This window comes from Streptomyces plumbidurans (assembly GCF_019857225.1).
GTDB lineage: Bacteria > Actinomycetota > Actinomycetes > Streptomycetales > Streptomycetaceae > Streptomyces > Streptomyces plumbidurans.
In genome coordinates this window covers 1-13793 of the sequence record NZ_JAFJSY010000093.1, presented here as the reverse complement: position 1 = coordinate 13793, position 13793 = coordinate 1, and the positions used below count along the sequence as shown (strand labels likewise).

Annotated in this window: 12 protein-coding genes and 1 pseudogene; 10 read left to right on the top strand and 3 right to left on the bottom strand. The window is 70.4% G+C overall.

Annotation, left to right across the window (positions count from 1 at the left end):
- Positions 1-23: 23 nt before the first annotated feature.
- The 3 genes from JYK17_RS35595 to ilvD all read left to right on the top strand — a co-directional run bounded on the left by JYK17_RS35595 (position 24) and on the right by ilvD (position 3491).
- Positions 24-848 (top strand): sugar phosphate isomerase/epimerase family protein, encoded by an 825-nt coding sequence (locus tag JYK17_RS35595; RefSeq protein ID WP_108011044.1) that lies wholly within the window; start codon positions 24-26, stop codon positions 846-848.
- Complete coding sequence (locus tag JYK17_RS35590) at positions 845-1450, top strand: TetR/AcrR family transcriptional regulator (RefSeq protein ID WP_222812019.1); 606 nt, start codon at positions 845-847, stop codon at positions 1448-1450. The genes JYK17_RS35595 and JYK17_RS35590 overlap by 4 nt, the downstream gene beginning before the upstream one ends.
- Before the next feature lie 187 nt (positions 1451-1637).
- Positions 1638-3491, top strand: a complete 1854-nt coding sequence (gene ilvD, locus JYK17_RS35585; protein WP_108011048.1) for a dihydroxy-acid dehydratase — start codon at positions 1638-1640, stop codon at positions 3489-3491.
- Positions 3492-3592: 101 nt separating this feature from the next.
- Here the strand turns inward: ilvD and JYK17_RS35580 are convergent, their stop codons facing one another.
- Positions 3593-5701 (bottom strand): serine/threonine-protein kinase, encoded by a 2109-nt coding sequence (locus JYK17_RS35580; protein ID WP_222812018.1) that lies wholly within the window; start codon positions 5699-5701, stop codon positions 3593-3595.
- A 182-nt stretch (positions 5702-5883) separates the two neighbouring features.
- Between JYK17_RS35580 and JYK17_RS35575 the strand changes: the two genes are divergently transcribed.
- The 6 genes from JYK17_RS35575 to proC all read left to right on the top strand — a co-directional run bounded on the left by JYK17_RS35575 (position 5884) and on the right by proC (position 10308).
- The gene (locus JYK17_RS35575) at positions 5884-6219 is read left to right on the top strand and encodes an SH3 domain-containing protein (RefSeq protein ID WP_108011052.1); all 336 of its coding nucleotides are present in this window, start codon (positions 5884-5886) and stop codon (positions 6217-6219) included.
- 112 nt (positions 6220-6331) lie between these two features.
- Positions 6332-6835 (top strand): hypothetical protein, encoded by a 504-nt coding sequence (locus JYK17_RS35570; RefSeq protein ID WP_108011054.1) that lies wholly within the window; start codon positions 6332-6334, stop codon positions 6833-6835.
- Positions 6836-6923: 88 nt separating this feature from the next.
- The gene (locus JYK17_RS35565; RefSeq protein ID WP_222812017.1) at positions 6924-7694 is read left to right on the top strand and encodes a class I SAM-dependent methyltransferase; all 771 of its coding nucleotides are present in this window, start codon (positions 6924-6926) and stop codon (positions 7692-7694) included.
- Between the two features lie 85 nt (positions 7695-7779).
- Positions 7780-8586 (top strand): ABC transporter ATP-binding protein, encoded by an 807-nt coding sequence (locus JYK17_RS35560; RefSeq protein ID WP_108011058.1) that lies wholly within the window; start codon positions 7780-7782, stop codon positions 8584-8586.
- Positions 8583-9377, top strand: a complete 795-nt coding sequence (locus JYK17_RS35555) for an ABC transporter permease (RefSeq protein WP_222812016.1) — start codon at positions 8583-8585, stop codon at positions 9375-9377. Before JYK17_RS35560 ends, JYK17_RS35555 begins: the two co-directional genes overlap by 4 nt.
- A 118-nt stretch (positions 9378-9495) precedes the next feature.
- Entirely contained in the window at positions 9496-10308 is an 813-nt protein-coding gene (gene proC, locus JYK17_RS35550) for a pyrroline-5-carboxylate reductase (protein WP_108011062.1), read from the top strand.
- Positions 10309-10324: 16 nt separating this feature from the next.
- On the opposite strand, the gene JYK17_RS35545 is transcribed toward proC, so the two are convergent.
- A complete protein-coding gene (locus JYK17_RS35545) occupies positions 10325-10912 on the bottom strand; it encodes a cysteine hydrolase family protein (RefSeq protein WP_108011064.1) in 588 nt (195 codons plus the stop codon).
- 75 nt (positions 10913-10987) lie between these two features.
- Between JYK17_RS35545 and JYK17_RS35540 the strand changes: the two are divergent.
- Positions 10988-11980, top strand: a pseudogene (locus JYK17_RS35540) (GlxA family transcriptional regulator); the annotation flags it as partial.
- On the opposite strand, the gene trpS reads toward JYK17_RS35540, so the two are convergent.
- Positions 11962-13098, bottom strand: coding sequence for a tryptophan--tRNA ligase (trpS, locus tag JYK17_RS35535; protein ID WP_108011066.1), 1137 nt, complete (start codon positions 13096-13098; stop codon positions 11962-11964). The pseudogene JYK17_RS35540 and the gene trpS overlap by 19 nt on opposite strands.
- Between the last annotated feature and the right edge of the window lie 695 nt (positions 13099-13793).

Below are 13793 nucleotides of genomic sequence, written 5' to 3'. Positions count from 1 at the left end.
CCCCAACCCGTAATCTGTCCAGCATGGCGGAGCCAGTCGTGCGCATCCCGGATGCGAAGGTCGCGCTGTCCACGGCCTCGGTGTACCCGGAGTCCACGGCGACGGCCTTCGAGATCGCCGCGCGCCTCGGGTACGACGGGGTCGAGGTCATGGTGTGGACCGACCCGGTCAGCCAGGACATCGAGGCGCTGCGCAGACTCAGCGACTACCACCGCATCCCGATCCTGGCCGTTCACGCCCCCTGCCTGCTCATCACGCAGCGCGTGTGGTCGACGGACCCCTGGGTCAAGCTCCAGCGCGCCCGCGCGGCCGCGGAGAAGCTCGGCGCTGACACGGTCGTCGTACATCCGCCGTTCCGCTGGCAGCGGCAGTACGCACGCGATTTCGTCACCGGCATCTGGCGCATGGCCGAGGAGACGGATGTGCGGTTCGCCGTCGAGAACATGTACCCGTGGCGCTACCGCGACCGCGAGATGCTCGCGTACGCCCCCGACTGGGACGTGACGAAGGAGGACTACCGTCACTTCACGATCGATCTCAGCCACAGCGCGACCTCCCGGGTCGACGCGCTGCAGATGGCCGACCGGATGGGCGACCGGCTCGGCCATGTCCACCTCGCCGACGGCAGGGGCTCGGCCAAGGACGAGCACCTGGTCCCCGGGCGCGGCACCCAGCCCTGCGCCGAGCTGCTGGAGCGGCTCGCGCTGAGCGGCTTCGACGGCCATGTCGTCATCGAGGTCAACACCCGGCGCGCGATGTCCGGCGCCGAACGCGAGGCCGATCTGGCGGAGGCGCTCGCCTTCACCCGGCTCCATCTCGCGTCCGCGGTGAAGGTGCCCCGGCCGTGACCGACACCGCGTCCCGGCGCCGGGGCCGCCGTACCCGTACCGAGTCCGCCGGCACCCGCGACCGCATCCTGAGCGTCGCCCGCGAGGAGTTCTCCCAGCGGGGGTACGAGAAGACGTCCGTGCGCGGCATCGCCAAGGCGGCCGGCGTGGACCCGGCCCTGGTGCACCACTACTTCGGCACCAAGGAGCAGGTCTTCGAGGCCGCCATCGAGGTCGCCTTCGCGCCCGCGCTGAACGCGCCGGAGGCGTTCGCCGAGGGCTCGCCCGCCGAGGTCGGCGAGCGGCTGACCCGCTTCATCTTCGGCATCTGGGAGAACCCCACCACCCGTACGCCCCTGCTGGCGATCGTGCGCTCCGCCGTCAACAACGAGGCCGCGGCCGCCGTCTTCCGCCGCCTCGTCGCCTCCCAGCTGCTGCGCCGGATCGCCTCCCAGCTGGATCTGCCGGACGCGGAGCTGCGCGCCGAACTGGCGGCGGCCCAGCTCGTGGGCTGCGCCATGCTGCGGTACGTGATCAAGGTGGAGCCGCTGGTCTCGGCGGACATCGAGCAGGTCATCGCGCGGGTGGCGCCGGTGGTGCAGGGGCATCTGACCAGTCCCTGATCCGGTCGTACAGAGACATTCGACCGGTCCCTGACCCGGTCGTACAGAGACATTCGACCGGGCCCTGATCCGATTCTCATCGGGTACTCCGAGACGCACGTCCCGTATTGCGGACACTGCGTCCCGACCTCTGGATGACGGGCGTAACCTCGTGGGCAGCCCTATCTGTCTGAAGGAGCGAGCGACGATGCCCGAGCTGAGGTCCCGCACAGTCACCCACGGCCGCAACATGGCGGGCGCACGCGCCCTTATGCGCGCCTCCGGTGTACCCGGTGCGGACATCGGCCGGAAGCCGGTCATCGCGGTCGCCAACTCCTTCACGGAGTTCGTGCCGGGCCACACCCACCTGCAGCCGGTCGGCCGGATCGTCAGCGAGGCGATCATCGCGGCGGGCGGCATCCCGCGCGAGTTCAACACGATCGCGGTCGACGACGGCATCGCGATGGGCCACGGCGGCATGCTCTACTCCCTGCCCTCGCGCGACCTGATCGCGGACAGCGTGGAGTACATGGTCGAGGCGCACTGCGCCGACGCCCTGGTCTGCATCTCCAACTGCGACAAGATCACGCCGGGCATGCTCAACGCGGCCCTGCGCCTGAACATCCCCACGGTCTTCGTCTCCGGCGGGCCCATGGAGTCCGGCCGCGCGACGCTCGTGGACGGCACGGTCCGCACGCTCGACCTGGTCGACGCGATGTCGGACGCCGTCAACGACAAGATCTCCGACGCGGACATGCTCCGTATCGAGGAGAACGCCTGTCCGACCTGCGGCAGCTGCTCCGGCATGTTCACCGCCAACTCGATGAACTGCCTGACCGAGGCCATCGGCCTCTCCCTGCCGGGCAACGGCTCGGTCCTGGCGACCCACACGGCCCGCAAGCAGCTCTACGTGGACGCGGCCCGCACGGTCATGGACATCACCAAGCGCTACTACGAGCAGGACGACGAGACGGTCCTGCCCCGCAGCATCGCCTCCATCTCCGCGTTCGAGAACGCCATGGCCCTCGACATCGCGATGGGCGGCTCCACCAACACGATCCTGCACCTGCTGGCCGCGGCCCAGGAGGCGGACGTCCCGTTCGGCCTGGAGGAGATCGACGCGGTCTCGCGCCGTGTGCCGTGCCTGGCGAAGGTCGCCCCGAACGTCGCCAAGAACCGCACGTACTACATGGAGGACGTGCACCGCGCCGGCGGCATCCCGGCCCTCCTCGGCGAGCTGCACCGCGCGGGCCTGCTGAACGAGGACGTGCACGCCGTCCACAGCCCCTCCCTCGCGGACTGGCTGAAGACCTGGGACGTCCGCGGCGGCTCCCCGTCGCAGGAGGCCGTGGAGCTGTGGCACGCGGCCCCGGGCTGTGTCCGCTCGGCCGAGGCCTTCTCCCAGTCCGAGCGCTGGGAGGCGCTGGACGAGGATACGGCCGAGGGCTGCATCCGCAGCGTCGAGCACGCGTACTCCAAGGACGGCGGCCTCGCCGTCCTCAAGGGCAACCTCGCCGTCGACGGCTGCGTGGTGAAGACCGCCGGCGTCGACGAGTCGATCTGGACCTTCGAGGGCCCGGCGGTCGTCTGCGAGTCGCAGGAGGAGGCCGTCCAGAAGATCCTCACCCAGCAGGTCAAGGAGGGTGACGTCGTCGTCATCCGCTACGAGGGCCCCAAGGGCGGCCCCGGCATGCAGGAGATGCTCTACCCGACCTCGTACCTGAAGGGCCGCGGCCTCGGCAAGGCGTGCGCCCTGGTCACGGACGGCCGCTTCTCCGGCGGCACCTCGGGCCTGTCCATCGGCCACGCCTCCCCGGAGGCGGCCAGCGGCGGCACCATCGCCCTGGTCGAGGACGGCGACCGCATCCGCATCGACATCCCCAACCGGCAGATCGAGCTGCTGGTCGACGACGCCGAACTGTCCCGCCGCGAGGCGGCCCTGGGCGGCGTCCACGCCCCCAAGAACCGCGAGCGCAAGGTCTCCGCGGCCCTGCGCGCCTACGCCGCGATGGCCACCAGCGCCGACAAGGGCGCGGTGCGGGACGTGTCGAAGCTGGGCTGAATCCGGGGTGAACGATCGTGCGGGGGCCGCTCCTTCGGGGGCGGCCCTTTCGCCTGCCTCAGCCCCTCACCAGCCCCTTAGCTCCTTAGCCCCCCAGCCCGTCACCAGGCGCCGGGGTCGCGGGCGTCGACGGAGAAGACCGTGCCGTCGCCGGCGGTGGCGTAGACACGACCGTCGGCGACCACCGGACCGGGCAGCGACGAGGCCACCTGTGACTCGGCGCCCGGACGTGCCGGGGTCTGTCCGACGAGGCGCCCGTTGGCGGCGTCGACGGCGAGCAGCCGCCCGTCGCCCGTCGAGAGATACACGTGCCCGCCGTCGGCGACGGGGGCCGAACTGCGGCTCACGGACGTCTCCAGATGCCACAGACGCTTGCGCGCGTCCACACCGATGGCGTCCAGCGAGCCGTCCGTGCCCAGGACGTACACGACGTCGCCCCGCACGGTCGCCTGCGCGTTCGACCGGGCGACCGGCAGCGCCACCCGGCGCGTGGTCCTGGACGCGGGGTCGTAGCGGACGACGGCGTCCGTGTCGCCGTAGGCCTTGCTGACAGAGAGGAAGAAGAGCGAGCCGTCGTGGACGCCGACCGGGCTCAGGTTGCCGGCCAGGCGGGCCGTCCAGCGCACGGTTCCCGAGGCCGGGTCCACGGCGGTGACCCGGGTCTTCGAACCGTCGGGGGACTCGGCCGTGTACGCCAGCGGGTCCCCGGTGAAGGAGACGAAGTAGGGCTTGGCCTGGCCCGGTATCCGGTGGCTCCAGCTGGTCTTCCCCGACGCCGCGTCCACGGCGGTGACCGTCCCGTCGGCGTGCGTGAGCAGCAGTATCCCCCCGGCGGCCCGTATGCCGGTGTACGCGGACGTCCCGCGCTGCCAGCGCGCCTTGCCGGACGCGGGGTCGAGCGCCTCCAGCCGCGGCCCCTGCTGGGTCTGCGGCTGTACGAGGCCGCCCGCGAGGACCGGCGGCACCGTACTGAACCCCTTGGCGACCGCATGGCGCCACAGGACGGTGCCGTCGGACGGATCCAGCGCGAAGACCACCCCGGGTCTGGCGCAGATCAACTGCCGTGTCCCGTACGAGCATTGGGGTGCGCCCGGGTGTTTGGACACCGGCTTCACCGACCATGCGCGGGGCCGTGCTGCAGACGCCGTAGGGGAGTGGCCGTCCTCGGACGCGGGGCTGCTGCCGCCGAGCAGCTGGACCGAGGCGAGTGCTGCGCCGGCCACCAGGACGAGTGCCGCGGCCGCCGTCAGGATCGCCTTCCTGCCGGAACGTCTTCGGGGCCGCCGCTGCGGCTCCCGGGGCCCGGCGGGCTTCGGCACGCCGTCCGTGCGCTGCGTCGGTATCGTGCGCTGCGCCGGTATGAAGGCCTGCGTGTCGTACGAGGCCGCCACCGACCGGAGTTCACGCATGAGCTCGTCGGGCGTCGGCCGGTCCTCGGGCTCCTTGGCGAGGCAACGCAGCAACAGCGGCGCGAGGTTGGCCGGTACGCCGGTCAGATCCGGCTCGTCGTGCACGACCTGGTAGGCAACGACATACGGGCTGTCGGAGTCGAACGGACCCCGCCCCGTCGCCGCGTGCACCAGAACCGACCCGAGCGCGAAGATGTCCGCGGCCGGACCGACCTCCCGCGGCCGCCGGAACTGCTCGGGCGCCATGAACGGCGGGGTGCCGATCAACTTGCCCGTCTCGGTGCGCAGTTCGCTGTCCTTTGGCCGAGAGATGCCGAAGTCGATGACCTTCGGACCGTCGTCCGCGAGCAGCACGTTGCTCGGCTTGAGGTCCCGGTGCACCACGCCGACCCGGTGGATGTCGCGCAGCGCCTCGGCCAGCCCGGCCATCAGCCGGCGCAACTGTGCAGCGGGCATGGGGCCGTTCCGCTTCACCTCGTCGGAGAGCGTGGGGCCGGGGATGAACAGCGTGGCCATCCAGGGCCGTTCGGCCTCCGGGTCGGCGTCCACGACAGGTGCGGTGAAGGCGCCGCTGACCCGTCGCGCGGCCGCCACCTCCTGTCGGAAACGGCCCCTGAACTCGGGGTCCTTGGCGAACTCGGCGTGTACGACCTTCACCGCGAGCTTCATCCCCGAGGTGCTGCGCGCAAGGTGGACCACACCCATGCCGCCCGAGCCGAGGCATGACTCCAGGCGGTAGTGACCGGCGTACTCGGGAAGTTCCGCTTCCGCGCCCGCTCCGGTGTTTCCCTGTGGCGCCATGGGACCACCCCCGTGCTGTTCGTCCGCGCGCGCGACGCTCGGAGCCTAGTCGATGTGCCGTACGGGACAGAGGCGGCTTGCTAGTCTCCGTGTGCGAGTTACGTACATGTGTTTCATGGCGTGTTTTAAGGGAATCAATGGGACCCCATGACAGCCATGGGGACCAACGGGGAAGGTTTTACATGTCTGTTGACCGCGTCGAAGGAGTCGGGGAAGCCGAGGGTGCCCAGGGTGCGGACGGGGCGGAGACCCTGGCGGCAGCCTCTGTCCGCTACTACTCGGTGGCTCCGGGTGTCCGGCTGAACGTCCGCAACGGCCCCGGCACCGGCTACAGCGTCGTACGCGTCCTGCCGGAGGGCTCCAGGGTCCCGATCTACTGCCAGACCCCGGGCACGAGGGTCACGGGCCCCTACGGCACCTCCAACATCTGGGACAACATCGCGAACGGCCAGTTCGTCTCGGACTCCTACGTCCTCACCGGCAGCGACGGCTACGTCGCCGACCGCTGCACTTCCTGATCCGACTCACGAGTCCTGATCCTCCTCACCAGAGGTGACGCCCGCCGCCGTGGAGCGTCGAGCGCCCCCTCCCCGAGGGAGCCCGCCCCCGCCCCGGAGCCATAATCGTCACGTGAGCGACGATAACGGCACCCCGGCACCCCCCGCGGGCTCCCCGGGCCCCCGCCCGGAACCCCTGCGCTTCTTCGGCACCACCTGGGTGAACCACGACGACGGCTACACCCTGCGCAGGGTCGGCGCGGCCGTCGGCTCGCTCGTCGCAGCCGTCGCCTCCTGTCTGATCCTCCGCTTCGCCTTCCAGGGCCTCGAGATCGCCGACATCGGCTCCTTCGTCACCGTCCTGGTCGTCGCCATGTTCGCGATCTGCAGCGCGCTGGCCTTCCGCAACACCTGGGAGTCCTTCACCCGCCGCCCCGACCCCGACCGGCAGGCATCCCTGCGCGGCCTGCTGGCCATCGGCTTCGTCGGCTCACTCCTCGCCTATTTCTTCCGCACCCTGACCGAGGCCCCGGGAGAGAAGCTCCACCGGGAGGAGTACGAGGCGGCCCGCGCACGGCACGAGAAGCGCGGCACCCGCCGCTCGGGCCACCCGGCCAAGAAGCGCCGCCGCAACTGAGCGACGGGGGCACCGGCTCGCCGCCGACGGAACCGCCTCTCAGCGAAAACTTGCTGCCCCCCGCACGCAGCGGCGTCACCATGGCCGTATGACGGCCTCCTCCCGCACCACTCGCGCCCACTCCTTCAACTCCGCCGCAGCCCAGTACGCCGCGAACCGCCCCTCCTACCCGCCGGCCCTCTTCGACACCGTCGAGGAACTGGCCGGCCGCCCCCTCGCCGGCGCGGTCGTCGCGGACGTCGGCGCCGGGACCGGTATCGCGACCTCGCTGCTGGCCGCCCGGGGCGCGGACGTCGTCGCGGTGGAGCCCGGTGCGGGCATGGCGGCGGAATTCCGTCGCGCACACCCCGGCATCCCGATCGTCCGCGGCAACGGCAACGCCCTGCCCCTCGCCACCGACTCCGCCGACTTCCTCACCTACGCCCAGGCCTGGCACTGGACCGACACCGCCCGCGCCGTCCCCGAGGCCCTGCGCGTACTGCGCCCCGGCGGCGCGCTCGCGCTGTGGTGGAACACCAGCGCCCTGGACGTGCCGTGGATCGATGCGCAGACCGTCCGGATCGGGCGCCACTTCGGCGCCGACGGGGTCGTGGACCGAAACGGCAGCGGCGTGCGCACGGCCCTCGCCGATCCCAGCGGCCGCCTCCGGTTCACCCACCGCCGGGTCCGCTGGAGCCGGCACGTCCCCGTCGACACCCATCTCGCCAACATCGGCAGCCACTCGATCTTCCTCGTCCAGGGCGAGGAGCGCGCAAGCGCCTTCCTCGGCGAGGAGCGCGAACATCTGCTGACGGTCTTCCCGGACGGAATCGTCGAGGAGACCTACGTCGTCGAACTCCTGGTGGCCACCACCTCATGACCACGCGCGGCGGCCCGCGCTCATGACCACGCGCGGCGACCCGCGGCGCTTGACGGCGCCCTCGCCGCCGCCCATTATTCATCGTATGGTGAATAACTCTTCGGGCCCGCCCACCGAGCCCCCCGCACCCTCCGCCCCCGCCGTCCGGGCCGAAGGTCTCACCGTCGTCCGCGGCTCCCGCACCGTCCTGCGGAGCCTGCAATTCACCGTCCCGCGCGGCCAGATCACCGGCCTGCTCGGCCCCTCCGGCTGCGGCAAGTCGACCCTCATGCGCGCGATCGTCGGCACCCAGGCCAAGGTCACCGGCACCCTGGACGTCCTGGGCAGCCCGGCCGGCCACCCCGCCCTGCGCACCCGCATCGGCTACGTCACCCAGGCCCCCTCCGTCTACGACGACCTGACCGTCCGCCAGAACCTCGACTACTTCACCTCGATCCTCGCCCCCGGCCGCGCCACCGCCGACCGCCGCCAGGAAGTCGACCGGGTCCTCGCCGACGTGGACCTCACCAGCCACGCCGACGCCCTCGCCGGCAACCTCTCCGGCGGCCAGCGCAGCCGCGTCTCCCTCGCGGTCGCGCTCCTCGGCACCCCCGAACTCCTGGTCCTCGACGAGCCGACGGTCGGCCTCGACCCCGTCCTGCGCCGCGACCTGTGGGCCCTGTTCCACTCCATCGCAGCCGACCGCGGCGCCACACTCCTCATCTCCTCCCACGTCATGGACGAGGCCGAGCGCTGCCACCGCCTGCTGCTGATGCGCGAGGGCGAGATCCTCGCCGACGACACCCCCGACGCCCTGCGCACCCGCACCGGCTCCGAGACGGTCGAGGCGGCTTTCCTGCACCTCGTCGACGAGGCGACGGCCGCCGCCCGCGAGAAGGAGACCACCCGGTGACCACCACAACCCCCCTGGCCGGTACGGCGACCACGCCCGCCCCCGCCCGCGCCCTGAACGTCTCCCGCACCACCGCCACGGCGGCCCGCGTCCTGCGCCAGCTCCGCCACGACCCGCGCACCATCGCGATGATGATCCTCATCCCGTGCCTGATGCTGTTCCTGCTGCGCTATGTCTTCGACGGCAGCCCGCGCACCTTCGACAACATCGGCGCATCGCTGCTCGGCATCTTCCCGCTCATCACGATGTTCCTGGTCACGTCCATCGCCACCCTGCGCGAACGCACCTCCGGCACCCTCGAACGCCTCCTCGCCATGCCCCTGGGCAAGGGCGACCTGATCGCCGGCTACGCCCTCGCCTTCGGCATCATCGCGATCATCCAGTCCGCCCTCGCCACCGGTCTCGCCGTCTGGTTCCTGGGTCTCGACGTCACCGGCAGCCCCTGGCTGCTCCTCCTGGTCGCCCTGCTGGACGCCCTCCTCGGCACCGCCCTCGGCCTGTTCGTCTCGGCCTTCGCGGCCTCCGAATTCCAGGCGGTCCAGTTCATGCCGGCCGTGATCTTCCCCCAACTCCTGCTCTGCGGCCTGTTCACCCCCCGCCCCAACATGCACCCCGCCCTCGAAGCCATCTCCGACGTCCTGCCCATGTCGTACGCCGTCGACGGCATGAACGAAGTCCTCAAACACACCGACATGACCGCCGACTTCGTACGCGACGCCCTGATCGTCGCGGGCTGCGCCCTCCTGGTCCTGGGCCTGGGCGCGGCGACCCTGCGCCGCAGGACGGCCTGATCCGGCCCCGCACCGCAGGCCCTCGCCGACGTCCCGCCCACCGGACAACCGAGCCGTCCTCCCACCCCCGGTGCGAGGATGAACCCGGACGACGCAACCCCCGGAGGGCACCGCAGCCATGACCCAGAAAGTCGCAGTCCTCGGCACCGGAAAGATCGGCGAAGCCCTGCTCAGCGGAATGATCCGCGCAGGCTGGGCCCCGGCCGACCTCCTGGTCACCGCCCGCCGCCAGGAACGGGCCGAAGAACTCCGCAGCCGATACGGAGTCACCCCGGTCACCAACCCGGAAGCCGCCAAGACCGCCGACACCCTCATCCTCACGGTCAAGCCCCAGGACATGGGCACCCTGCTCGACGAGCTCGCCCCGCACGTCCCCACGGACCGCCTGATCATCAGCGGCGCCGCCGGCATCCCCACCTCCTACTTCGAGGAGCGCCTGACCGCCGGCACCCCCGTCGTCCGCGTCATGACGAACACCCCGGCCCTCGTCGACGAGGCCATGTCCGTCATCTCCGCCGGCACCCACGCCACCGCCGCCCATCTCACCCACGCCGAAGAGATCTTCGGCGCCGTAGGCAAGACGCTCCGCGTCCCCGAGTCCCAGCAGGACGCCTGCACCGCCCTCTCCGGCTCGGGCCCCGCGTACTTCTTCTACCTGGTCGAAGCCATGACCGACGCCGGCATCCTGCTCGGCCTGCCCCGCGACAAGGCCCACGACCTGATCGTCCAGTCCGCCATCGGCGCGGCGATCATGCTCCGCGACAGCGGCGAACACCCCGTCAAACTCCGCGAGAACGTCACCTCCCCCGCGGGCACGACCATCAACGCCATCCGCGAACTCGAGAACCACGGCGTACGGGCCGCCCTGATCGCCGCCCTCGAAGCCGCCCGCGACCGCAGCCGCGCGCTCGCCACCGGCAAGAAGGACTGACGCCCACCGGGGGCGGTCACCTAGCCGCGTCCACCACCTCCTTGGTGGTCACCACCCGCGCGAAGCCGCCCCCGTGCAGCGACACCGCCGACGCCTGCGCGACCTCGTCCGCACTCCGCCGCCAGCCGAACGGCCCCTCCAGATCGAACGTGTACGTCGCGTCGTACGCGACCACCACGTCGTACCCCAGATTCCCGCCCATCCGTGCCGTCGTCTCCACGCACATATTGGTCTGGATCCCGGCCAGGACGAACTGCCCGCTCCCCTCCGCCTTCAGCCAGGCGTCCAGGTCCGGCGTGCCGTAGAACGCCGAGTTCACGGTCTTCGTGATCAGCAACTCAGCCCCACCGGCCCCCTTTCCGCGCCGCTGCTCCACGTACTCCTTGAAGTCGTTCCCCTCGTACCCCGGCCGCAGTGGCGACCCGGGCTTCGACGAGTCATGCCGTACGAACACGACCGGCCGCCCCGTCGACTGCCACACGTCGATGAGCGAAGCGATGTTGTCATCGGCCTCCGGGTTGTTCCGCGTGCCCCAGAAGTCGGCCTCGTCGAAGCCCTTCTGCACGTCCACGACCACCAGCGCTGCGTTCTCTGCGATCTCCATACCGTCGATCCTCCTGCCGGAGGCCTGCCCACCCCAGAGGGCGAAAAGACAGCGATCGATGATTTACTGCCAGGCATGGGGAGCACGGAGAACACGGAGAACACGGAGAGAGCAGCGAAGAACGCCTATCGCGTCGCCCTCGTCGCCTTCCCAGGCATCCGCGCCTTCGACGTCTCCGTCATCACCGAGGTCTGGGGCACTGACCGCACCGACCGCGGAGCCCCCGCCTTCGACCTGCGCCGCGTCGCCGCCGACACCACACCCGTCCCCATGCGCGGCGGCCTCACCCTCCTTCCCGACCGCACCCTCGGCTGGCTCTCCCGCGCCGACCTGATCGTGATCCCCGGCCTCGACGACCACCTCACCCCCGCACCCACCCCCGTCCTCGACGCCCTCCGCCGCGCACACACCCGCGGCACCACCATCGCGGCCCTGTGCGGCGGCGCCTTCACCCTCGCCCAGGCCGGCCTTCTCGACGGCCGCCGCGCCATCACCCACTGGAACCTCATCGACGTCTTCCGCGCGCACCACCCCCACATCACCGTCGTCCCCGACGCCCTCTTCATCGAGGACGACAACATCTGGACCGCCGCCGGCACCGCAGCCGGGATCGATCTCTGCCTCCATCTCGTCCGCCGGGCCCACGGCGCAGAAGCGGCAGCTACCATCGCCCGCTCGATGGTCACCGCGCCCTTCCGCACCGGAACCCAGGCGCAGTTCATCGAACACCCCACCCCACACGAGGACCGCGACGCGAACGCCCTGGCCGACGTACGCGAATACGCCCTGCGCCACCTCCACGAACCGCTCGCCGTCGCCGATCTGGCCGCCCACGCGGGCATGTCCGCACGCAGCTTCGCCCGCCACTTCACCGCCGAGACCGGCACGACGCCGCTGCGCTGGCTCCTCGATCAGCGCGTCGCAGCAGCCCAGAGGCTCCTCGAACGCACCGACCTGCCCATGCCCGAGATCGCCCGCCGCGCCGGCTTCGGCAGCGAGGTCACGATGCGCCAGCACTTCGCATCGCGCCTCGCCACCAGCCCACGCGCCTACCGGGCAGCGTTCAGCACGACGTCCGTATCGACGACGCCTGTATCGACGACATCCGTATCAACGACGTCCGTATCAACGACGCCCGTATCGACCAACGCCCCGTCGGCCGTATCGCCCCCGACCACCCCGGTCTCCGGGACAGCCGGCAGCAGCCCGATCGCGCGATAAGCGGCATCCACCGTGGGCCGGGCCATCGCCCGAGCCTTGTCCGCACCATCCCGCAGCACCCCTTCCACATAGCCGGGATCGGCGCACAGCGCACTGTGCCTCTCCTGTACGGGCCTGAGGAACTCGACCACGGCCTCTGCGGTGTCCTTCTTCAAGGAGCCGTACGACTCATATACACCGGCCAGGGCTTCCGGGTTCCCACCTGTGCAGGCCGCGAGGATCTCCAGCAGATTCGCGAGGCCGGGCTGCTCCTCACGGTCGTAGACAACCTCGCGACCACTGTCGGTCACCGCGCGCATGACCTTCTTCCGCACGACGTCCGGCTCGTCCAGCAGATAGACGACCCCCAGCCCGGAGTCGTCGGACTTGCCCATCTTCCGCGTCGGCTCCTGCAGGTTCATGACCCGCGCGGCGACCTTCGGAAGCGTGGCCCGCGGAACCGTGAACGTGTGCCCGTAGCGCTGGTTGAACCGAACCGCGAGGTCCCGCGCCAGCTCCACGTGCTGCGCCTGGTCCTCCCCGACGGGCACGTCGTCCGTCCCGTACGCCAGGATGTCCGCCGCCATCAGCACCGGATACGTCAGCAGAGACACCCGCACACTCCTGCCGCGGGCGGCCTCCTTCGCGGCCTTCTCCTTGTACTGGATCATCCGCCGCATCTCGCCGTCGGTCGCCACGCACTCCAGCAGATACGACAACCGCGCATGCTCGTCCACATGACTCTGCACGAACAGCGTGCACAGCTCGGGATCCAGCCCCGACGCGAGCAGCAGCGTCGCCGCCTGCCGGCTCAGCCTGCGTACCCGCGCCGGATCGTGCTCCACGGTCAGCGCATGCAGGTCCACGACACAGAACAGCGCGTCAGCCTGATGCTGGTCGGTCTCGGCCCACCGCCGCATGGCCCCCAGGTAGTTCCCCAGCGTCAGGTGCCCGGTCGGTTGGATCCCACTGAAGACCCGTGTCATCTCTACTCCCTCTCCGATTCGGGCCGCCGTCCCGGGCGGCCGCCCCTCGGAGATCCGGAGGAGATACGAGAACGGCCGCCGAGGCGGCGGCCGTTGAGTGCATACGTGAGTCCGGCCGCCGTCAGGCGGCCCACCACAGCTGGGTGCACGTACGCGTAGTCATGAGCCCAGGTTACGCCTCCCGAGTGGGGTCCGCAGGCGAGTTGACACGCCCAGGACCGGTACGTAGTGTTCTCCGAGTTGTCCGACGTGAGCGCCGACTCCGGTCGGTCCCCGGACAGCCATTCCGTAAGTACCAACCACTGTTCGACTTCCGTCGATCCGGCGGCTGTCGTTTTATTGGCATGCGTATTTACGAAATGAGGAATCCGCGTTCGAAAGGACGCAGGCCCCCGATTAGCGCGGGGGTCGGGAATCCGCTAAAGTCTCACTCGTCGGAACGGCCCAACAGCCGGGAAGGCAACCCCCTCTGACTGGGAATCAGACGCCGAAAGGATCTGATAGAGTCGGAAACGCAAGAACGAAGGGAAGCGCCCGGAGGAAAGCCCGTGAGGGTGAGTACGAAGGAAGCGTCCGTTCCTTGAGAACTCAACAGCGTGCCAAAAATCAACGCCAGATATGTTGATGCCCCGTCCATGCGGATCCCTTCGGGGATTTCGGATGGTCGAGGTTCCTTTGAAATACAACACAGCGAG

Excerpts from the sequence above, each read along its gene's own strand:
- JYK17_RS35595 (WP_108011044.1), top strand. The coding sequence starts at position 24 with ATGGCGGAGCCAGTCGTGCGCATCCCGGATGCGAAGGTCGCGCTGTCC.
- ilvD (WP_108011048.1), top strand. The coding sequence starts at position 1,638 with ATGCCCGAGCTGAGGTCCCGCACAGTCACCCACGGCCGCAACATGGCG.
- JYK17_RS35580 (WP_222812018.1), bottom strand. The coding sequence starts at position 5,701 with ATGGCGCCACAGGGAAACACCGGAGCGGGCGCGGAAGCGGAACTTCCC.
- JYK17_RS35575 (WP_108011052.1), top strand. The coding sequence starts at position 5,884 with ATGTCTGTTGACCGCGTCGAAGGAGTCGGGGAAGCCGAGGGTGCCCAG.
- JYK17_RS35565 (WP_222812017.1), top strand. The coding sequence starts at position 6,924 with ATGACGGCCTCCTCCCGCACCACTCGCGCCCACTCCTTCAACTCCGCC.
- JYK17_RS35560 (WP_108011058.1), top strand. The coding sequence starts at position 7,780 with ATGGTGAATAACTCTTCGGGCCCGCCCACCGAGCCCCCCGCACCCTCC.
- proC (WP_108011062.1), top strand. The coding sequence starts at position 9,496 with ATGACCCAGAAAGTCGCAGTCCTCGGCACCGGAAAGATCGGCGAAGCC.
- JYK17_RS35545 (WP_108011064.1), bottom strand. The coding sequence starts at position 10,912 with ATGGAGATCGCAGAGAACGCAGCGCTGGTGGTCGTGGACGTGCAGAAG.
- trpS (WP_108011066.1), bottom strand. The coding sequence starts at position 13,098 with ATGACACGGGTCTTCAGTGGGATCCAACCGACCGGGCACCTGACGCTG.